17 protein-coding genes are annotated in these 17,859 nt (G+C 50.7%); 2 read left to right on the forward strand and 15 right to left on the reverse strand.

The window, feature by feature from the left end; all coding sequences use genetic code 11:
- Window positions 1-57: 57 nt before the first annotated feature.
- The 15 genes from ACH5Y9_RS10445 to ACH5Y9_RS10515 all read right to left on the reverse strand — a co-directional run bounded on the left by ACH5Y9_RS10445 (window position 58) and on the right by ACH5Y9_RS10515 (window position 15,313).
- Entirely contained in the window at window positions 58-522 is a 465-nt protein-coding gene (locus ACH5Y9_RS10445) for a TonB-dependent receptor domain-containing protein (protein ID WP_445369567.1), read from the reverse strand.
- Window positions 494-2,044, reverse strand: a complete 1,551-nt coding sequence (locus tag ACH5Y9_RS10450) for a TonB-dependent receptor plug domain-containing protein (protein WP_445369568.1) — start codon at window positions 2,042-2,044, stop codon at window positions 494-496. The genes ACH5Y9_RS10445 and ACH5Y9_RS10450 overlap by 29 nt, the downstream gene beginning before the upstream one ends.
- A gap of 389 nt (window positions 2,045-2,433) precedes the next feature.
- On the reverse strand, window positions 2,434-3,501 hold the full coding sequence (locus tag ACH5Y9_RS10455; protein ID WP_445369569.1) for a hypothetical protein: 1,068 nt from the start codon (window positions 3,499-3,501) through the stop codon (window positions 2,434-2,436).
- 56 nt (window positions 3,502-3,557) lie between these two features.
- Window positions 3,558-6,356, reverse strand: a complete 2,799-nt coding sequence (locus tag ACH5Y9_RS10460; protein WP_445369570.1) for a class I adenylate cyclase — start codon at window positions 6,354-6,356, stop codon at window positions 3,558-3,560.
- A 42-nt stretch (window positions 6,357-6,398) separates the two neighbouring features.
- A complete protein-coding gene (locus ACH5Y9_RS10465; RefSeq protein WP_445369571.1) occupies window positions 6,399-6,998 on the reverse strand; it encodes a histidine phosphatase family protein in 600 nt (199 codons plus the stop codon).
- 10 nt (window positions 6,999-7,008) lie between these two features.
- The gene (locus tag ACH5Y9_RS10470) at window positions 7,009-7,755 is read right to left on the reverse strand and encodes a phosphate/phosphite/phosphonate ABC transporter substrate-binding protein (protein ID WP_319961490.1); all 747 of its coding nucleotides are present in this window, start codon (window positions 7,753-7,755) and stop codon (window positions 7,009-7,011) included.
- A 12-nt stretch (window positions 7,756-7,767) separates the two neighbouring features.
- Window positions 7,768-8,244, reverse strand: a complete 477-nt coding sequence (locus ACH5Y9_RS10475; protein ID WP_033159326.1) for a PAS domain-containing protein — start codon at window positions 8,242-8,244, stop codon at window positions 7,768-7,770.
- A gap of 27 nt (window positions 8,245-8,271) precedes the next feature.
- Window positions 8,272-8,634, reverse strand: a complete 363-nt coding sequence (locus tag ACH5Y9_RS10480) for a roadblock/LC7 domain-containing protein (protein WP_101052602.1) — start codon at window positions 8,632-8,634, stop codon at window positions 8,272-8,274.
- Window positions 8,635-8,674: 40 nt separating this feature from the next.
- Complete coding sequence (locus ACH5Y9_RS10485) at window positions 8,675-9,331, reverse strand: hypothetical protein (protein ID WP_205454134.1); 657 nt, start codon at window positions 9,329-9,331, stop codon at window positions 8,675-8,677.
- Between the two features lie 5 nt (window positions 9,332-9,336).
- Window positions 9,337-9,873 carry a GTP-binding protein gene (locus tag ACH5Y9_RS10490; protein WP_033159328.1) on the reverse strand — a complete coding sequence of 179 codons (537 nt, stop codon included), beginning with the start codon at window positions 9,871-9,873 and terminating at the stop codon, window positions 9,337-9,339.
- A 19-nt stretch (window positions 9,874-9,892) separates the two neighbouring features.
- The gene (locus tag ACH5Y9_RS10495; RefSeq protein WP_205454133.1) at window positions 9,893-11,122 is read right to left on the reverse strand and encodes a hypothetical protein; all 1,230 of its coding nucleotides are present in this window, start codon (window positions 11,120-11,122) and stop codon (window positions 9,893-9,895) included.
- Window positions 11,119-11,820 carry a type IV pilus assembly protein FimV gene (locus tag ACH5Y9_RS10500; protein WP_205454132.1) on the reverse strand — a complete coding sequence of 234 codons (702 nt, stop codon included), beginning with the start codon at window positions 11,818-11,820 and terminating at the stop codon, window positions 11,119-11,121. Before ACH5Y9_RS10500 ends, ACH5Y9_RS10495 begins: the two co-directional genes overlap by 4 nt.
- Before the next feature lie 60 nt (window positions 11,821-11,880).
- Window positions 11,881-13,272, reverse strand: coding sequence for an argininosuccinate lyase (gene argH, locus ACH5Y9_RS10505; RefSeq protein WP_445369572.1), 1,392 nt, complete (start codon window positions 13,270-13,272; stop codon window positions 11,881-11,883).
- 35 nt (window positions 13,273-13,307) lie between these two features.
- Window positions 13,308-14,651 (reverse strand): sensor histidine kinase, encoded by a 1,344-nt coding sequence (locus tag ACH5Y9_RS10510; RefSeq protein ID WP_445369573.1) that lies wholly within the window; start codon window positions 14,649-14,651, stop codon window positions 13,308-13,310.
- Window positions 14,648-15,313, reverse strand: coding sequence for a response regulator transcription factor (locus ACH5Y9_RS10515; protein ID WP_033159333.1), 666 nt, complete (start codon window positions 15,311-15,313; stop codon window positions 14,648-14,650). Before ACH5Y9_RS10515 ends, ACH5Y9_RS10510 begins: the two co-directional genes overlap by 4 nt.
- A gap of 136 nt (window positions 15,314-15,449) precedes the next feature.
- Between ACH5Y9_RS10515 and ACH5Y9_RS10520 the strand changes: the two genes are divergently transcribed.
- Together ACH5Y9_RS10520 and ACH5Y9_RS10525 are read left to right on the forward strand one after the other, a co-directional pair.
- Window positions 15,450-16,079, forward strand: a complete 630-nt coding sequence (locus tag ACH5Y9_RS10520) for a cytochrome b/b6 domain-containing protein (protein ID WP_445369574.1) — start codon at window positions 15,450-15,452, stop codon at window positions 16,077-16,079.
- Between the two features lie 269 nt (window positions 16,080-16,348).
- Window positions 16,349-17,818 carry a putative Ig domain-containing protein gene (locus tag ACH5Y9_RS10525; RefSeq protein WP_445369575.1) on the forward strand — a complete coding sequence of 490 codons (1,470 nt, stop codon included), beginning with the start codon at window positions 16,349-16,351 and terminating at the stop codon, window positions 17,816-17,818.
- Window positions 17,819-17,859: the final 41 nt, after the last annotated feature.

Genomic DNA, 17,859 nt, shown 5'->3' on the forward strand with positions numbered 1-17,859 from the left:
CGCAACAATAATCCAACTAAATAGAAAAAATGCAAAACAGTCTACCTGCCAGCGGCGTCAGAAATTCCAACTGATTTTTCCGTACATACCCCGATCAATAAATGTTGGCAGTACCAGGTTTTCCTGTTGATATTCCAAGTGGCTATTAGTTAATAAGTTTTGGCCTACCAATGATATTTCCAGATCAGGTTCGGGGCGCCAGGCCAAGCGCGCGTCCATCGTCACATAATCGGGTATGTAACTGTTGCCGGAAGCTGTTGCTGCGGCATTGTTGCCGACGTAGCGAAACCAAACATCAAAGTCCAAATCCGGCCGAATATTGACCGCACTGCGTAAGTTCATCCGCTGTTGCGGGCTGACGCCGACTACCGCCATAGCAGTTTGCGGCACTTCGGTTTTAAGCACGCTGTAATTGGCGTCCCACCGCCACCAGTCCAACATTTGCCAGACTGTCGAGACTTCGACACCATAGGTCTTGGCCTTTAAATTATTGCTAAAGGGTAAAGGTCTGGACCAACACACCGCGAATAGGATCGAAATAAACGGCGCCTTGGGAAGCGTCGCGCATGTGCGCGTAATCGTTATAAAACGCCGTCACATCCACCGATACGGATTTGATCATGGTGGTGCGGTAACCCACTTCGTAAGCAATCACATCTTCGCTGCGCAAGCTTGTGTTACCCTCCAGCGCCAGTTCCACCGGTATAAAAAATGGCGATGACGGCGGCACAACCGCTGTCGTCAAGCGCATATTGGCTTCCCCGCGCGAGGGCGTGCGCACTGCTCTGGATACCCCGGCCCAAAGCCGATGATTCAGCGCCGGCGCCCACATTAATCGGGCGGTGGGCTGGCCTTCAAAGCCGGTGAAATCGTTATGTTCAAATTTGTTGCCCAAGGTCAACCACAGGGTTTGGTCTATCAATTCCATTTCGTCCTGGACGAATGCGCTGAATAACTGATTTTTCCGGTGAGCCGGCGAAATGCTGAAGATAGTACTGCTTTCAAGACGATCCGAGGTCAGTTGGTAACCCAGCCCCCAAATCAATTCATGGCTATCAAACAAGCCGAAGCGATGCTGAAAATCCAAGTCAAAAGTATCCCGCCCTTCGGACATCCATTCCTCATTGCGCCGATAGTAGTCGTAAAACAATTGTAGAGACATGTCGGACTGGGTGGAAAACGTGTGCTGCCAGCGCCCCATGATATTGCCGCCGTAAGCTTCGGCTTTGTCGCGGGCGGTTAAACTATAGGGAGACACCACGCTGGGCTGGGACAGAACCTGGTTGAGATGGCTATGATAAAGATCGCCCTGAAATTTAAGTTCGTCCGCTGACGACAGCTGAGAATCTATACGAAACCCGCCCTGTACTTTGTCCCAATCGTCACCGGCACCATGGCCTTGGGCATTGGTATTTTGATCGCGTTTGAACCCCTTGGCATAAACCCGGCCAGTGGTATCCTCGCCCAGTTTACCGCCGTAACGAAACGCGCCAAACCCCTGTTCCTCAGTACCGCCGCCTGCAGCGACCAGACCACCCTGGGTTTTCGAACTGTGTTTGGTGATGATGTTGATTACACCGTTTACCGCGTTTGCGCCCCACAGCGTCGCGCCAGGCCCCCTGATCACCTCAATCCGCTCGACATCCTCCATCATCACATCCTGGTTTTCCCAGTAGGTACCGGAAAACATGCGGCTATAAGTATTGCGACCATCGATCAATACCAGTAACTTGTTGGAGAAACGCGCATTAAAGCCCCGGGAACTGACCGCCCACTTGTTCGAATCGATACGCGCCACGTCAAGTCCTGGGGCCATGCGCAGTGCCTCGGGAATACTGGTCGCGCCCGTTCGTTTGATGTCATCGTTGGTAATGACAAATATCGCGGCCGCGGAATCGTTCAGAGCTTGGGCTTTTTTGGACACTGAAGTCACTTCAACATTCAGCAAGTCTTCCACATTCAGCTCAAGTGCGTCTTGAGATGCAGCCTGCAAGACGCAGGCGTGACTAGTTAATACAAAAAATCCGACAATATATTTTTTCATAGGGTCTTATGAGCAGTGCTTTGAGTCGTTCAATCTTTATTAATCAGCAATCCCGGATACCTGGATTGCGACTCCGGCATGCGGTTTGACTATCAACCGGCCTTCATATCGACAGCGAGGGACATTCCCACAGCTTGGGGGGCCTTATAGGCCGCGAAGGGAATCAATCCGGAGTCGCAGGAACAGCAATAATTGAGGATCGGGCTAACCATAAAGCATGGCGTGTAATGATCGTTTCGATATTGTTTTGCAATGTGGGCAAGTCTAGCTCAATTATCGAATTCAGACAGATGATGGGGCAGGCATGCGAGGCTTCTGTCTCCATGTTCGGCCAAGCCGGAAAAAAATGCCCCGACTCGGCCGCAGGAAAATCATGGGAAATCTTTGTTTCAAGCCAGGAAATTAAGTTGCTGCACGCTGCCTGCTTGGCCTTGTTCGGTTAAATAGATACCGCTGCTGGCAATTTCACCCAGCGCTTGATTGGCAGTGTCTTTTAGTTGAAACGGCGTCGTCAAGTGACCTAAGTAAATCGCGCCGACATTTTTATCACCCAACGCCAATAATTGCTGCGACCCGTCATCATGCCGCTGCCAGATTCGCAGTTGTTTGTAAACGGCATCACCGGCGTCGATAAACTGATTGTTGTCGTCGTCATAAGCCGCTAAGTCTGCAAAGCCGTTGCCGCTGCGCGGACCGAACAATTCCGAACCGTCGTTAATCAGGCCATCCTGGTTTTTGTCCAATGCCAGCAGACCGCTGCCGGCTTTCAAACCGGCAATTTGATCCAAACGACCATCGGCATCGATATCGAATTGAAATCGGCTGCCGCTTAACTCTGCCGCATTGCCGTCGAAATTGATGACCAAAGGATCGGTTTTCACCGCGTCGCCGGCGCGGATACTGAGATTGGATTCGGTATAAAAGCTGCGGCTCATCGACAAGGACACTGAAAAACTCAGCGTTTGCCCATCCCGGGTGGTGATACTCCCTTCGGCGCTGAAATTAGTCGTTTCGCTTTCGAAATAAGACTCAGATTTTTCGTAGACCAGTCCATACCCTTCGCGCTCGGCGACGGATGTTGCCGGTGCTTGCTGCGGGGCCTGAATGGTCACAGAGTCGGCTTGCCCCTTGAGATCATCCGGTGCGAATAATTCAAAGTCGCGGCCGGTAATCTCCTTGACCATGCGTCTGATGATTTGCAACAGCAGATTATCTTTGGAACTGAGCGCCCTATCGGTATCCAGGGTTTGCGCAGCGGTTGCCGAAGTTTGCGCCGACCGGCTGAGATCAAGGGAATCTTGAATGACTTTGCGCGCGGTTTCGGGACGAGTCTTTCGCGCTGTATTGGGGGTATCTTCCGGCTTATCGATCCAGACCCGCAGCGATTCGTTGCGTTTGCTGATCTGTTGCGCTTGATGCTGACTTTGCAGGTGGACGGCGGAATTCTGGATAATCATGGCAACCCCCATAGCTCGACTGGTGTGAGCTAAATATCGGCTGCGACCCTGAAATATTAAATATTTAGTTTGTCTTCTATTTTTTGCTTGTAGTTTAGGAAATGGGCGGCTTGTAACTGCTCGTTTCGGTCTGTTCCCAACAAACGACAAGGTACATCTATTTCGGTGATGTGAAACGGATAGTCGTCGCGGTTTTTCCGATAGCCCAGTATGTGGGCGCGGATCGGTTTGAAGCTATCGACGTTAGTAACGGAAAATTTTTCTTCGTTGCAATAGATCGCAATAGCCCCGTTATCCTCGGTCGCTATCCGGACTCTCAGATCCATGACACTGCCGCCGAGTTTGACCGGTACGGCCTGACAGGACAACACCCCCGCCGAGTTTCGCTGAATTTCATAAAATTTGACACTCAAACCATCCGGCAATTGCGCGCGCGCCAGCAAGGTGCCTAAAAACACGTAATAGTGCGTGATGACGTGCTCAGGATTGGCATTGCTATGCTGATGGACAAACAGCGCGCCTTTTTCATCAAGCACATAAACACCCACGTGTTTGCTGGTTGCATGATAAAAAACCTGAATCACATCAGCCAAATTCTGCGTATATAAAGACGGAATATAGGTTTGATCCAGTACGTAGGCATCAAAAAATACTGCGGAAAATTGCGGATTCGGCTTGGCTAATTCATGCAGCAGTTGATTTTGCGTGTCCAGCCGGTAATAGCCCAGGCTGCCGTTTCTGAGTTGGAACAAACCATAACCGGTCTCGGCGGCCACGATATAACGCTGCAAGCCATCCCGAGCGGATGCAAAAAATTTTAGCAAATTGCCGAACAAAGATTCGATGCGCAAGATGATGCTTTTGCCGCGTACCGGGTTGTAACATAGCGCTTGGAGTTTATCAGCAGACAAAGGCGCGGCGCTGTTATTGAACACATCGACTAGGCAGTTAAAAACCCCCTCTATACCTATATAGCGCTGCAAACTGGCCTCACCCCAACTGGATACGGATAGGCGCTGGATGCTCTGGATGAAACACTGACGGCTGTCACCATAACTCAAGGGGTCTGAGCGTTCGCTCATCACCAACTGTTGATTGTTCGCGTCAATCGCCAAACTTTCGCCGAGGTTTATCAGTAACAAGGACGACGAGACGCGATTCGGCTCGCCGTAAACCTCCAGATCGTTCTCCCTGCCCGGCAAATAGCGGCTTAGAAACGCATTTAATTCATTAAACAGTTGATATAAATCATTATTGGCAATTTTAAGACTGGAAGTGACCAGTTGCAGATTGAGCGACTTTTTGTACAAGCCGTTTACCACGGCCCAGCATAAAACTTCGAGCAAGCTCTCGCCGGATTTAATCGCGCTTTCCAGAGAGGCTTTCTGTGACGCCGCTCGGTCATCGTATAAACACCAGCACGGCGGCGCGTCGTCAGTCAGGACTTCCACAGCTATCAGCAAATCGGGTTTGGCATGGACAGTGGTTCTGGTGGTGAGCACTTCAATTTTATCGGGACGTAAATCCAGGGTGGCCCGCAATTTCCGGCCGATCAATTTCAAGTCTCTGTTTTCCCGCTGCGCCTGATCCAATGGCAAACCGGAAAACTTTAAAATCATCCGCAGACATTGTTGCAATTGATCGCGAATCACCACGTGCTCGACACTGGCTTTCTTAATGTCCCAAAATTTTTGGCTGGCTAAATTGTCCAGCAAATCCTCCGGCCATTCCCATTGATCTGCCACACTATGCAGATAATCTTCACGCTGCAAGCGCACTCTGTTCTCCGTGAGATTATCGGACGCGGCCATGATCTTCATGTAAAAACATTCCCGAATCAGATTCAAGCGGCGTTTGGACTGAGCCTGGCGCAGATAGGCATCCACTTTGCGGTACATCAGCAGGTAAGGATCCAGGCTTTCGACACTGAAATCACCTTGATACACCGCCTGCTTCAATGACAGACACAGCCACTGCGGTTCGGGAAATTCGCTGGCATAACTTTCCATCAGCAGCAGCTTCAACAAGGACTTATGCGGGGATGTCAAAGACTTGTAGATATGCCAAAGCGTCGCACTGACGAATTCGGCCATCGGCATATCTTCTAGGCCGCCGAAATCGACGACGTCGGTTTCGGAGATAAACCGGTTTTCCAGCAAATGCGCGACATATTGCTTATAGTATTTTTCCTGTTGCGGCGGCACCAACCACCAGACCGGTATCCGCCCGGCGATGTAAATCGAGGTGCGGTAAAACTCTTCCAACAACAGATAATGTTGCGTTTCGCCGCTACTCTCTTTAGAGATCGGCGTATTTTCGCCGCGCAAAAACTGCGCCGCATCAACCAGAAAAAAATGCGTCTCAATTTTTAAGGTCGCCGCCCATTTTTCCACTTCCTGGGCTTTTTGCCGCAATTCGTTTAATTCATCCGGCGCCAAAGTGGATGAATGGCAAAGCCAAATATCAATATCGCTGTTTTTCGAAAACGCCATACTCCCGACGCTACCCATCAAAAAAATCGCCTGGATAGGATAGTGTCTTAAGGCCTTGCGCTTGTAGACAAAGCCTTTGGAAAACTGCTTGGCAACATCTATAGTCTGCTTGTTGGGCGTGTAATCGGGAATACCCGCCGGGCCTTCCAGCGACACGAAACCAGGCAACAAGGGATGATTTTGATGAAACAGTAACGGCAGTAACTTCAAAAAATCCTGCTGCCGCGGCTGCAAAAAACTTTGTACATGTTGCAAACGCAACTGATTGAAGTGCTTGAATCGTTGGGCAACTGCATATAGATCTTTTTTGCTGATCTCTTCGCCCGGCGCGCCTAAATGGATGGGTAGGAATCGATTGGTCAAAACGGCCGCGCCTAAATCAAGTGTAAGGCCAGTATAGAAGAATCAAACCGGCTTGTGAAAATTAAGCTGGACGAAGCGCCCGTTACCGTCATCAAAACAGGTAAAACGGGTTAAACAGGCGTGCGGCAAATCGATATGAAAACTTTGGGTAACCGGCAGCTTGAAGGCTTCTGCGAATATTGCTCTGATCACACCGGCATGGGTTACTACCAGCACGCGGCGTCCGGCCTGCTCAGCCAATAAACTTTCCCAGCCCTTCCTGACGCGGGCGGCGAATGCTTGGTAGCTTTCCGCGTTCGGCGGGGTGAAATGGACGGGGTCTTTATAAAATGCCGCCAGTGCGTCGGGCCAGCGACTGGAAATTTGCTCGGCGGTTTGGCCTTCCCAAGCGCCGAAATCAATTTCACGCCATGCCGGTTCAATCACCAAATCCTGTTGCTGTTGTTCGCACCAGGCCGCGGCAAAGGAACGGCAACGGCGTAGCGGCGAACTGATCACCACATCCCACTGCCCTGCACCACATTGGCCATACATCTGCCGCCAACCGCGTTCAGTCAGCGGATCGTCGGTGATTCCGCGATAATACGAACCGCCACGAGCTTCGCCGTGTCGCAGGAAATCGATTACGGTCGACTGATGCATCGCGATGGAATCAAGTGTTCAAGGTATCCATCAAATCGATCATGAACTCCATTTCCTCGTCTTCGATCCGTTGCCATGCCCTAAAGCCCAGGGCATTCAACACCCCACCGCCTTTTTCATCCTTATCCATCTCCAGTAATATTTTTTGAATGTCGGCGCGGCGATTCTGTAATCTCGGCCCTATCATCAAAGAATGGTAGATGACGCTTATTTGGCTACGCACCAAGATCCGCAGCTGTTTTTTAATCACACCGGACAGGTTGTCATAGGCCTCCGCCAGAATGATGCCGACATCCGCTTCGCCTTTCAGCAGGTGTTTGGCCACCAAAACATGATTGTCCGATAACAACGGGACGATATTCCCGGCGTGCAAATCCGCGGGCTCCAACATAATCATGCCCATCAGGCGCACATCCGGATCGTCGGTGAAAGCCACCCGAGTATTCGGTTGTAAGTCGGCCACATCGTTGATATTACTGCCGGCGTTAACGGCAATGATCGCTTCGTCGGATTCGCCCTGGGCGCGTACCAGCGGCAAAAAACCTTTCTCTCGGACCAGCATGGCTGCGTCGAAGGGGTTGGCGTAAATCAAATCGATCTTATCGGCTGCGATGGCCTGATGCAGGTCTTGATAGTGATTGTACATTTCCAAATGGATGGCTTCGGCGCTCTGCTTTTGCAACCAAGTGTTGAATATATACCAACCCGACAGGTGGTCTGGGGCAAAATCCGGGCTGACTGTAAACATGTAAGACATGATGCTCCCCAATTAACTAAGTGTCGGATACAGTGCGATGCATTCATCGACTTTACTGCGCGAGGGTTTGCGACGCACCGAGGTATAGCCAACCACCTTGCCGCCGCGCACATTGGGAATTACCGTGGCTTTTACCCAATAATAACCGCCGTCCTTACGCAAGTTTTTCACGAAGCCTTGCCATTTTTCACCGCGTTGCACCGTATCCCATAAGTCTTTAAACGCAGCGGACGGCATGTCCGGGTGCCTGAGAATACAATGCGGTGCGCCGATTAACTCCGCTTCGGTATAGCCCGACATTTCCACAAATGCGCGATTGACGTGGCTGATGATGCCATCCGGCGTCGTGGTGGAAACAATCAACTTGCCGTCGGGATACGGCGTTTCAAGCTCGGTGTACAGCACTTTTCTGGATTTGCCGTCGCAATAGGTAAGTGTTGCTTCCTGGTACTCGCCAATGATATCTTCGGGCTTCATATCAACGATCATGATTTACTCCGGGTTGCCGGTTAGGGTTTACAGCATTTCGGAAATACTCTCTGCCGCACGCTTCACATCAAGAAAGATGAGTCCGAGCTTGGCGTTGGGTTTGGCGAGTACGGTAAGCACGGCTTCATTACCGGCATAGGTCATTAGCACATAGCCCCTGGCGCCTTTGATCAACACCTGTTCCAAATTGCCGCGATTTAATTCTTGGGCCGTTCTATCGCCCAAAGACAACATCGCCGCACTCATAGCGCCCACTCGATCCTCGTCCATACCGGCTGGCAACACCGACGCCATCATCAGACCGTCGGTGGAAATCACACCGGAGGCTTCTATATCCGCCGAAGTACCGTTCAGCTCGTTTAAAACCGACGTCAGCATGTCTGCTTTCATAATCTAATTCCTATTCATTAATGGGTGATATGCGATCCGCTTAATTGGCAGCATCAGCGGCTTTGCTTAAATAACGGGTGATTAAAGCCCAGGCCAAGGTTACAAACTCCGCTTGGTTAAAATGCGGTACGCCGCTGATCGCCAACACGAAACGGTGCTTACCGACGAACATCGGCCAAAAGCCGATTTGACTGTTACCGAACGGATCGACAATGGCCCAGGCATGGCTGGAAATGCCCATATTGTTTATCAGTAATCCGGAACGGCGTTTATGCACGGTTGCCAGTTCCGCGCTGAGCGCGGACAATTCTTCGGCGACCTCATGCGGAAAACCGCTGCACGCCAGATAAAACCCTTGATCATCTGCCAATAGCACTTTGCCGCTCTCGGAAATCGTTGCCAATAAATCCGGTAACATCGTCTCAAGCGCAGCCTGTGGCGCCTGTAAAGGCGTGTCTACGCCTTGCACCCAACCTAGCTTTTGGCAGTACAGCAGCAATTGCAAGGCTTTGTCCTCGTCATCGATTTCCATCAATGTTTGCAACTGCGCGATAGTCAGTGCCGGAGTCTGTTCCTGTTGCAGCAAGCGGATTAAAAACCGCCGGGGTTTATCGTTTTCGGGTGACGAGACAGCGTAGTAAGCACCAGCGGGAGTAGGATAGAGATACAGCCCGTTAATCAGATCAAATCTTTCCATGGTGATTACCCCGCCAAACCAGGATCCAGGGAATATAAAAGAGCTTGTACCAACAAAGAAACATCATTCTTTTCCCGTGCATCCACCGAAAAAACCGGCGGTTTCAAGCCAAAGCCTTGCAGTTGCGCATGATAGTCTTCTATTGAGGGTGTGCTACTTAAATCCATTTGCGTCACCCCAATCGCTACGCTGGTGTCGTTGATAAACTTACCGAACGCATCCAGAAAAAAACGCATATCCTGAAAAGGGTCTGCGCGGGTGTTGTCTAGCAATAAAATTAAGCCGATGCCGCCGTTGGTCAAAATATCCCACATAAAATCAAACCGTTCCTGGCCGGGAGTACCGTACAAGTGAATTTTTTCGCCGCCCGCCAAATTCATGACACCGTAGTCCATCGCCACCGTAGTGGATGCTTTACGATTTTTTGTCATATCACTGGCAGCCGCATCAGTTTTGATCGGAGGCACATCGCTAATAGCGTTGATTGCAGTCGTTTTGCCGGCGCCTACCGGGCCCGTGAAAATAATTTTGTATTGACTCATCGAGATTCCTTATCGTTTGCTAAGCGCCGCGCAATTTATTGAGAATTTTGCTTAATAAACCCTCATTTTTGGGCTTCTTGGTGGGTTCTACGGCAATCACCGCATCGGCTTGACGTTCGCTTTGTTTCAATATGCCTATCGTCTGGCAGGCACTAATAAACACAAACACATACTGCGGTTTGACATGTAACAGACCAGCAACTTCCAACGGCGTTCTCGGTGCCTGAACCAACAATGCGGCAATGCGCAAAGCATCGGGCGTGATGACCAGTCGGGTAAAATTCGGCCATCTTTCTAAGTAGACGGGCCCTTGAATATCCAGACCTATCGGGAAGCGCCCTTTGGATGTCCAGATTGCCAATTTCCAGACAAAAGCACCCATATCTTGAAACTTATCTTCGGCGCGCTGAATGGCGGTTGTGGAATCGACTGCCGTCAAAATCATTTTGCCGACGGAGCCTTTACCCAATGGCATCCCGGCAAATGCGCGGGTTTGTTTATCGTCGGCATCGATCCAGACTTCCTGGCTTTCCGGAAAAATCGTCAAAGGTTTCCAAATCGAACAAAGTTGCAAAACACGCGACTGTAAATTGGCCGTTTTATATGCCGACATCACGTAGCCTAAAAAATACTGCCTGGGGTCGTAACAGGCTGTTAACAACTGCACCTCGTCGTCAAAATCGATGTCGCTCAGTGTCCCTAAAAACGCTGTGAAGCCGCCTTCGTTCAACTGCATCGCAGAATGATGTTTGCTGGCCTTGTGGTGCTCAGCGGCATCACCTGTTTTTGGCGCCTTAGCCTTATTAACATAGACATCCATAGCCATTTTTTTCGGCTTCTCGTCCTTGGGCGGGGACGGCATATCAGCTGTCTTTGCAGGTGCTTGCGCAATCTTCGTACGTTCGGCAGCGGCTTTGCGAGCCTCGGCAACCGCCTTAATCTTGTCCAGCACCGCCATTATTTGCTGGACATTCACCGGCTTCTTGATGAAGTAAGTATTATCCAGTTGTAGGTTTTGTAATGACAATAAGATGATCGGTCGGCCCGGCGCGGCGGCTTTTCTGGCATCCAGAATATCCCGGGCTTTGGGGTGATCCGCGTCGATCATGTCAATGCTGGCTTCGGCATCCTCGACCACGACGGCAGCCCCCCGACAAGGCCCCTTCAGATACATTTCCATGGTTTTATAAGTGCGGGTATCCATGCCATGCAGAGCGATTCGAAATGGCGTTTTGTTCGACTTGCTCATGATGCCTGTCCTTCAAAATAATGTGCCAATTCCAGCCATTCACCCTCCAGCACCACGCCGGAGTCGCTAAATCGCTGCCGATTGAGCTGAAAGCGCTCCCGGTTTTTTGTAGACTTATACAGCTCTAACAAAGCCAGTTGCAAATCCGGACGATCATGTTGCAGGTTGATACCCGTTTCCAGCACATCCATGGCCTGTTCGAGCTGACTGTATTCGATAAAGTCGTTGGCTAAGGCCAAATAATCATGTTGCGCTTCGGTTTGCCGTCTGGACCTGACCAGTTCGCAGCTAGCCAACAGACCTTTACTGAACAAAGAATATCGATTAGCTGGCGGCGTTTGCCCGTCAGTTTTAAGCAAATCCTGACATTGCTGGACCAGCAGCCGCGACTGGCTAGCTTGTATCATACGGCGACTGATCGCAGTTCCCTTCCCATCCAAAATAATCATTAAATCCAACAAGGCCGCGTAGAGTTGCTCGGACAGGCGCTGGTCGTAACAAAAATAAATCCGGCGTAGATGCGCCAGCAGATCTTTCGGATTTCTACTAATTTTAAAAACTAATGCGGTCAATGCGTAATCAGCATCGGCGCTGGGGCAGCTAAACAAACTAAGCTCCCGGTCGTGCCAAAAGTCGGTTTCTTGCGGGATTGCATCCAGCGATGGTCCAGCAAGCAGTCGGGAAAAATATTGGGGCATACCACCCTCCGAATCAAACGATGCTCGAAGGGTAGCAGTTAAAATGCCAAATTCCAGGATTTAGTGGGGTATTTGTTGTCTTGCTTCACATATTGCCTGACGAACGGCAACTGGTGCCGTGCCGCCGATATGATTGCGGGCAGCGACTGAGCCTTCCAATTTTAGAATATCGAAAACGTCCGCCGTAATGGTGCCGGAAAAGCCCTGCAACTCTGAGAGAGTTAGTTCCGATAGATCCCGCTCTGTTTGCAGTCCTAAGCGCACAGCTTGACCCACGACTTCGTGGGCATCGCGAAAAGGCATACCTTTGCGAACCAAATAATCAGCCAAGTCGGTAGCCGTCGCGAATCCTCTTTTTGCGGCGTTGTACATGTTTTCGCGTTTGGCTTGAATGCGCGGCATCATGTCGGCAAAGGCCCGCAGACAATTGATTAAGGTGTCGGCGGTATCGAACAAGGGCTCTTTGTCTTCCTGATTATCTTTGTTATAAGCCAAGGGTTGGCTTTTCATCAGCATCAACAAGGACACCAAGTGTCCCGTAACCCGGCCGGATTTGCCGCGCACCAGTTCCGGTACGTCGGGGTTTTTCTTTTGCGGCATGATTGATGAGCCGGTGCAAAACGCATCCGGAATGTCGATAAAATTGAATTGCGCACTGGCCCACAACACCAGTTCTTCCGAGAATCTGGACAAATGCATCATGATTAAACTAGCGGCGGCGGCAAACTCAATCGCAAAATCGCGATCACTGACCGAATCCAAAGAGTTATTCGACGGCCGGGAAAATCCCAACAATTCGGCGGTCATGAAGCGATCAATGGGATAGCTGGTGCCCGCCAATGCTGCGGCACCCAAGGGCATCACATTCAGGCGTTTACAGCAATCTTGCAGACGTTCTTTGTCACGGCACAGCATTTCGAACCACGCCATTAAATGATGGCCGAATGTCACGGGTTGCGCGACTTGCAAATGGGTAAAACCCGGCATGATGGTATCGGCCTCGCGTTCCGCCACATCCAATAAAGCGATTTGCAGGCGTTGCAACTGCGTCAATATGGTTTCGATTTCGCTACGTAAATATAGTCTTATATCGGTCGCTACCTGGTCATTACGCGAACGGCCGGTATGCAGTTTTTTGCCGGCAATCCCGATCAAATCGGTCAAGCGCGCTTCGATGTTCATATGCACATCTTCCTGCTTGATTGACCAGACGAACTCGCCGCGTTCGATCTCACCGCCGATTTGCATCAATCCGCTGCGAATGTCGGCGAGTTCCTGTTCGGTCAGAATACCTATTTTGCAAAGCATGGCCGCATGCGCCAACGAGCCTTGAATATCTTGCCGGGCCATGCGCCGGTCAAAATTGACGGAAGCGGTAAATTCTTCGACAAACGCATCGGTGGCTTCGGCAAAACGAGCGCTGGAAAGTTTTTCGGTGTTAACGGTGGTCATAAGCAATCAAACGGTAAATGCAAAAGAAGCGGGAATTATACCGATGCTGCGGCTATCCACCTTGGGAATTGCACACTCACTCGCAAACCGCCCAGTTGCGCGGAACGCATAATCTCCAGCGTACCGCCATAAAATAAGGCGATGTCACGTACAATCGCCAAGCCTAGCCCATGTCCCTGCACTGCTTCGTCCAGCCTTAAACCGCGCTTACTGAGTTGCCGCATGTCCTGCGCCGAACAACCCGGACCGTCGTCTTCGACACTGATAGTAATGCCGGCACCATGTTCAACCGAGACTAGAACCTGCTTGTCAGCCCATTTGCAGGCGTTATCCAACAAATTACCGGTCAGCTCCAGCATGTCTTCCCGATCAAAATTGATTAACTGATCGGGAGCATTGACTTGGATCGCTAAGTTTTTCTCGGCATAGACATTTTGCAACAGCATGACTAAAGCAGTGAGTTCTTGCTGTGGATTAAACACGCTGGCGGTTTGCATATTACCGGAGATACGGGCGCGTTTTAATTCTCGCTCGATGCGCTCATGGATCGCTTGCGTTTGCTTTTGCAGCAGATTACGCAACTCGGAATGGGCATCCAGTTGCGAATTTTCAGCCAGACAAAACAGCATCGCCAACGGCGTTTTCAGCGCATGCGCCAAATTGCCAATCGCGGTGCGAGACTGGTGCAAGCGCCTCTCAACCAACACTAACAAGCGATTGACTTCCGCAACCAAGGGTTTGATTTCCGCCGGCACTCTGGCTTGGATCTGTGACTGACGGCCGTAGGCAATCTCGGCCAGTTCGTCGCGCGCTGCCTGCAACGGTTTCAGCGATCTGCGTACATCGTTACTTTGCAGGGCGATTGCGATCAAAAGCACCATGGCCGTCAGTACCAGATAGGCAAGCCGGATGTGGTCTATGTCATGGCCAATATCGCTTAAATCCTCGGCGATGCTAATGGTGATTGCATGACCAAATCGCTCGAAACCTCGACTCAAAACCAGTAAAGGTTGGTGATGCGGTCCATCAGGAAAATGGAATTGCCTGGCGGTATTGGCCGGCTCGGTAGTAAAAGGCAAAACGTCGTCTTGCAGCGAACTTGAATAATAGGTTTTTCCGTCAATCTGGATCACAAAGTAGTGACCCGAATAGGCTTGGCCGTAAACCGTGCCGGCATGCGAGCTATCGAAAATCAGTTGTCCTTCCGCGTTAAGCGTCAAGGTATCCAGCAACGAATCGCCATCGTGCTGTAAGCGGGTCAGCATTTGTTTTTCCGCCACAGAGCGAATCACCCAATCTGCTGCCAACCAGTGTCCGGCAAACACCATACTCAGGATAATGATCAGGCCGCGGTTAAGACGCTGGCGTAATGAAATCACAGCTTGTCACCGAAGATGTAGCCTTGCCCACGCCGGGTAGCGATCAAATCCTTACCCAATTTACGCCGTAACCGATTGATATACACTTCGATAACGTTGCTGGCCGGGTCACCGTCACATTCGTAGACGTGCTCAAGTAAATGGGTTTTGGTAAGCAACTTGCCGGGATGCAGCATGAAATAGCGCAGCAAACGAAATTCGATTGCCGTCAGCTCGACATGCTCAGCACCATCAACGCTGACGGTTTGCCTGTCTTCATCCAAGGCCACGCCGCAACCACACAGTTGCGGCTGCATCATCCCGTGCATGCGCTTTAACAGGGCCTGGATGCGTGCCTGTAACTCCTCGATATGAAACGGTTTGCCTAGATAGTCGTCGGCACCCACTTTGAAGCCGTCGACTTTTTCATGCCAGGCGTCCCTGGCCGTCAGCACAATGACCGGCACATGATTACCCGCTTGCCGCCATCGTCGCAGCACTTCCAGTCCGGGCATTTTCGGCAAGCCTAAATCCAGGATGACAATATCGTAGGATTCAGTCATGCCCAAAAATTCGCCATTCTCGCCATCCATGGCCAAATCGACCGCAAACCCGGCTCTTTCCAGATCGGCTTTTAAAGATCGGGACAGGCCTGGATCGTCTTCTACCAGCAATAGTCGCATAGTTGAGTCATAACAATGGTTGGTTTCAAAGAGTTACTTGGAGTAAGGGTATTTTAACCCCGAACTTTTAAGATTGGATTTATCTCGGTTTCCTACACTAGCTACATCTGCAACTAAGCATGCCGAGGTAAACCACATGAATAACCAACACACCGTAGCGGTCTGGGACATTTTTATCCGTATTTTTCACTGGTCGCTGGTCCTTGCCTTTACTGTGGCCTATTTCACCAGCGAGGAAGAAAACGCTTGGCATATTTACGCCGGTTACACGGTTTTGGGTCTGATTATCTTCCGCATTCTGTGGGGAATCATCGGCAGCCGCCATGCCCGATTTAGCGACTTTGTCCGTTCTCCCGGAACTGTTCACCGCTATATTCGCGAACTGCGCGCAGGCTCCGCGAAACAGTATGTCGGCCACAATCCTTTGGGCGGCTGGATGGTCATGGCATTGCTCTCAACGCTGCTGGTTGTGACGGTCAGCGGCTTAAAAGTATATGCGATAGAAGAAGGCCGAGGTCCGCTGGCTGCCAATCCAACAACACTAACTTTGATTAGCGCTGCCCATGCGGAAGAAGACGAGGAAGAGGATGGAAAAGCAGAAACGCAAAGCCAAGATGAAGAATTTTGGGAGGAAATTCATGAAGGGGCAACCAATTTTATGCTGGTCCTAATTGCCTTACACGTAGTGGGCGTCTTTGTTTCTGGTAGCGCGCACAACGAACACTTAATCAAAGCTATGCTAACCGGAAAGAAATCAATTAAATGACAATAGAAATGTGAGATTTCCCGCAATTTTAATTTTGAATTCATTTTCCATTGTTATAAGTCCCGCGACTTTTAGTTGTCTAAATATGTCGAAATCGACTTTTGAGTTTAGGCAACTGACTACGTGCCTTGCGGCAAGACTTCTTAGCTTTTTGACTTAGTCAGGCTTTATCTCGGTCTATCAAAACCGGGAGGTCGTCGGTTCACCCCGCCAAGTTTCATTGTTAGTTAAAGTCAATTGACACACCACAAACCTACAGGGAACACTCAATGAAACAGATGACATTCTTACTGCCATTGCTGGCGCTCGGTTCTATTGCCGAAGCAAGCGACATCAGGGGCGGGCTGGGCAACTTTGACGCACTGAATCACACCGGCGGTCCGGTCTACGGCATAGAAATAGAACTGGACGATACAAATAGCAAAGATGTAGTCAGCACCTACCCAGGTAATCATTACGGTTACGGAAAAATACGGGAAGACCTCAGCGACCCGGCGCACCCCAAAACCTTCGTACGTTACGAAAAAGACGGTGCCTTCACCAATCCCTATCCAATCGGCAGTACCTTGTATTGCTACGATTTAAGCAAAAATGTCGGCTGCGAACATTTTGGGGTGCACTTTGCCTACTCCGCCACCACGCCTTATAGCGCGGTCAAATACAACTGGCTGGTCAAGGATGGCAGCGGCAAACTGGTTGTTGGCCCCGCGCTGCAGTTGAATACGCCGGTATTCGACTACACCCCACCGACCACTGACTTCCCTGCCCAAGTCGTGGCAACCATGCCGGCTCCGGTTGTTCCGCAAAGCGTCGTAAAAGAATTTGGCGAACCTAGTTGGGTCAAGGTTATTAAAACTAAAACTCACAACACTCGGGTTTTGGCCTTAGGCGCACTGATCAGTGATGATCATGACCACGACGGTCTAGCAGACTGGACCAATGGTGAGCCGGACGAAGTCGAATCCGAATGGTATTTGCTGCAATCCCACAATGGAGTCAGCAACGCCAAATCCGAATTGCGTGGCGGCAGCGACAGCATGGGCAACAACGCCGAAGAAGTCGTCACCCGCCGTTATGAGTTTTATGCCTATGGCGGCCCCGCCGCGTCCATTGATGGCGAAAAGGGTGAAGCCATGTGCGATGCGGTCGGAACGGATAATCTGCACGGCGACGGCGTAGTGGAAGTAACCGATGCCAACGGCGGCTCTCATGAATTCGATTGTTCGACTGCGGAAGTCGTCGGTGCCTATCAAGGTTCGCAAATGACGGAATTCGTGGCTATCTCGCCCTTCGCAATGGTCGATGCGCTGCAAAACGGCAATGTCAACGAAGTGTTTCCGGAGCGGCCCACCGTTAGCGGCGGCAACACGCCTTACGTGGTCAACGTCAGCGCCGGCGCATTACCGAACGGTTTGACTCTTGCGCAAGACACAGGTCTGTTATCAGGCGTACTTTCCAAGGTAGGCATTTTCAACTTTACCGTCTCAGCAAACGATGCCGATAACACCAGCGCATCTAAAGCTTTTACCGTCAAAGTAACAGGCCCCGGCGATACGGATCGCGATAACGACATCGACATGAACGATTTGAACGCCATCAAAGCCAAATACGGCAAAGTGGTAGCAGCCAACGACCCCGCAGATCTGAATGGCGATTTGCGAGTCAATATTATCGATTACAGAAAGGCCGCTTCGCTTTGTACTTTGCCGCAATGCGCAATTGTCACCCCTACACCCTAATCCAATTTTAAATAACTTTGCCGGTGCCGTAAGCGCCGGCT

This window comes from Methylomonas sp. BW4-1 (assembly GCF_052474385.1).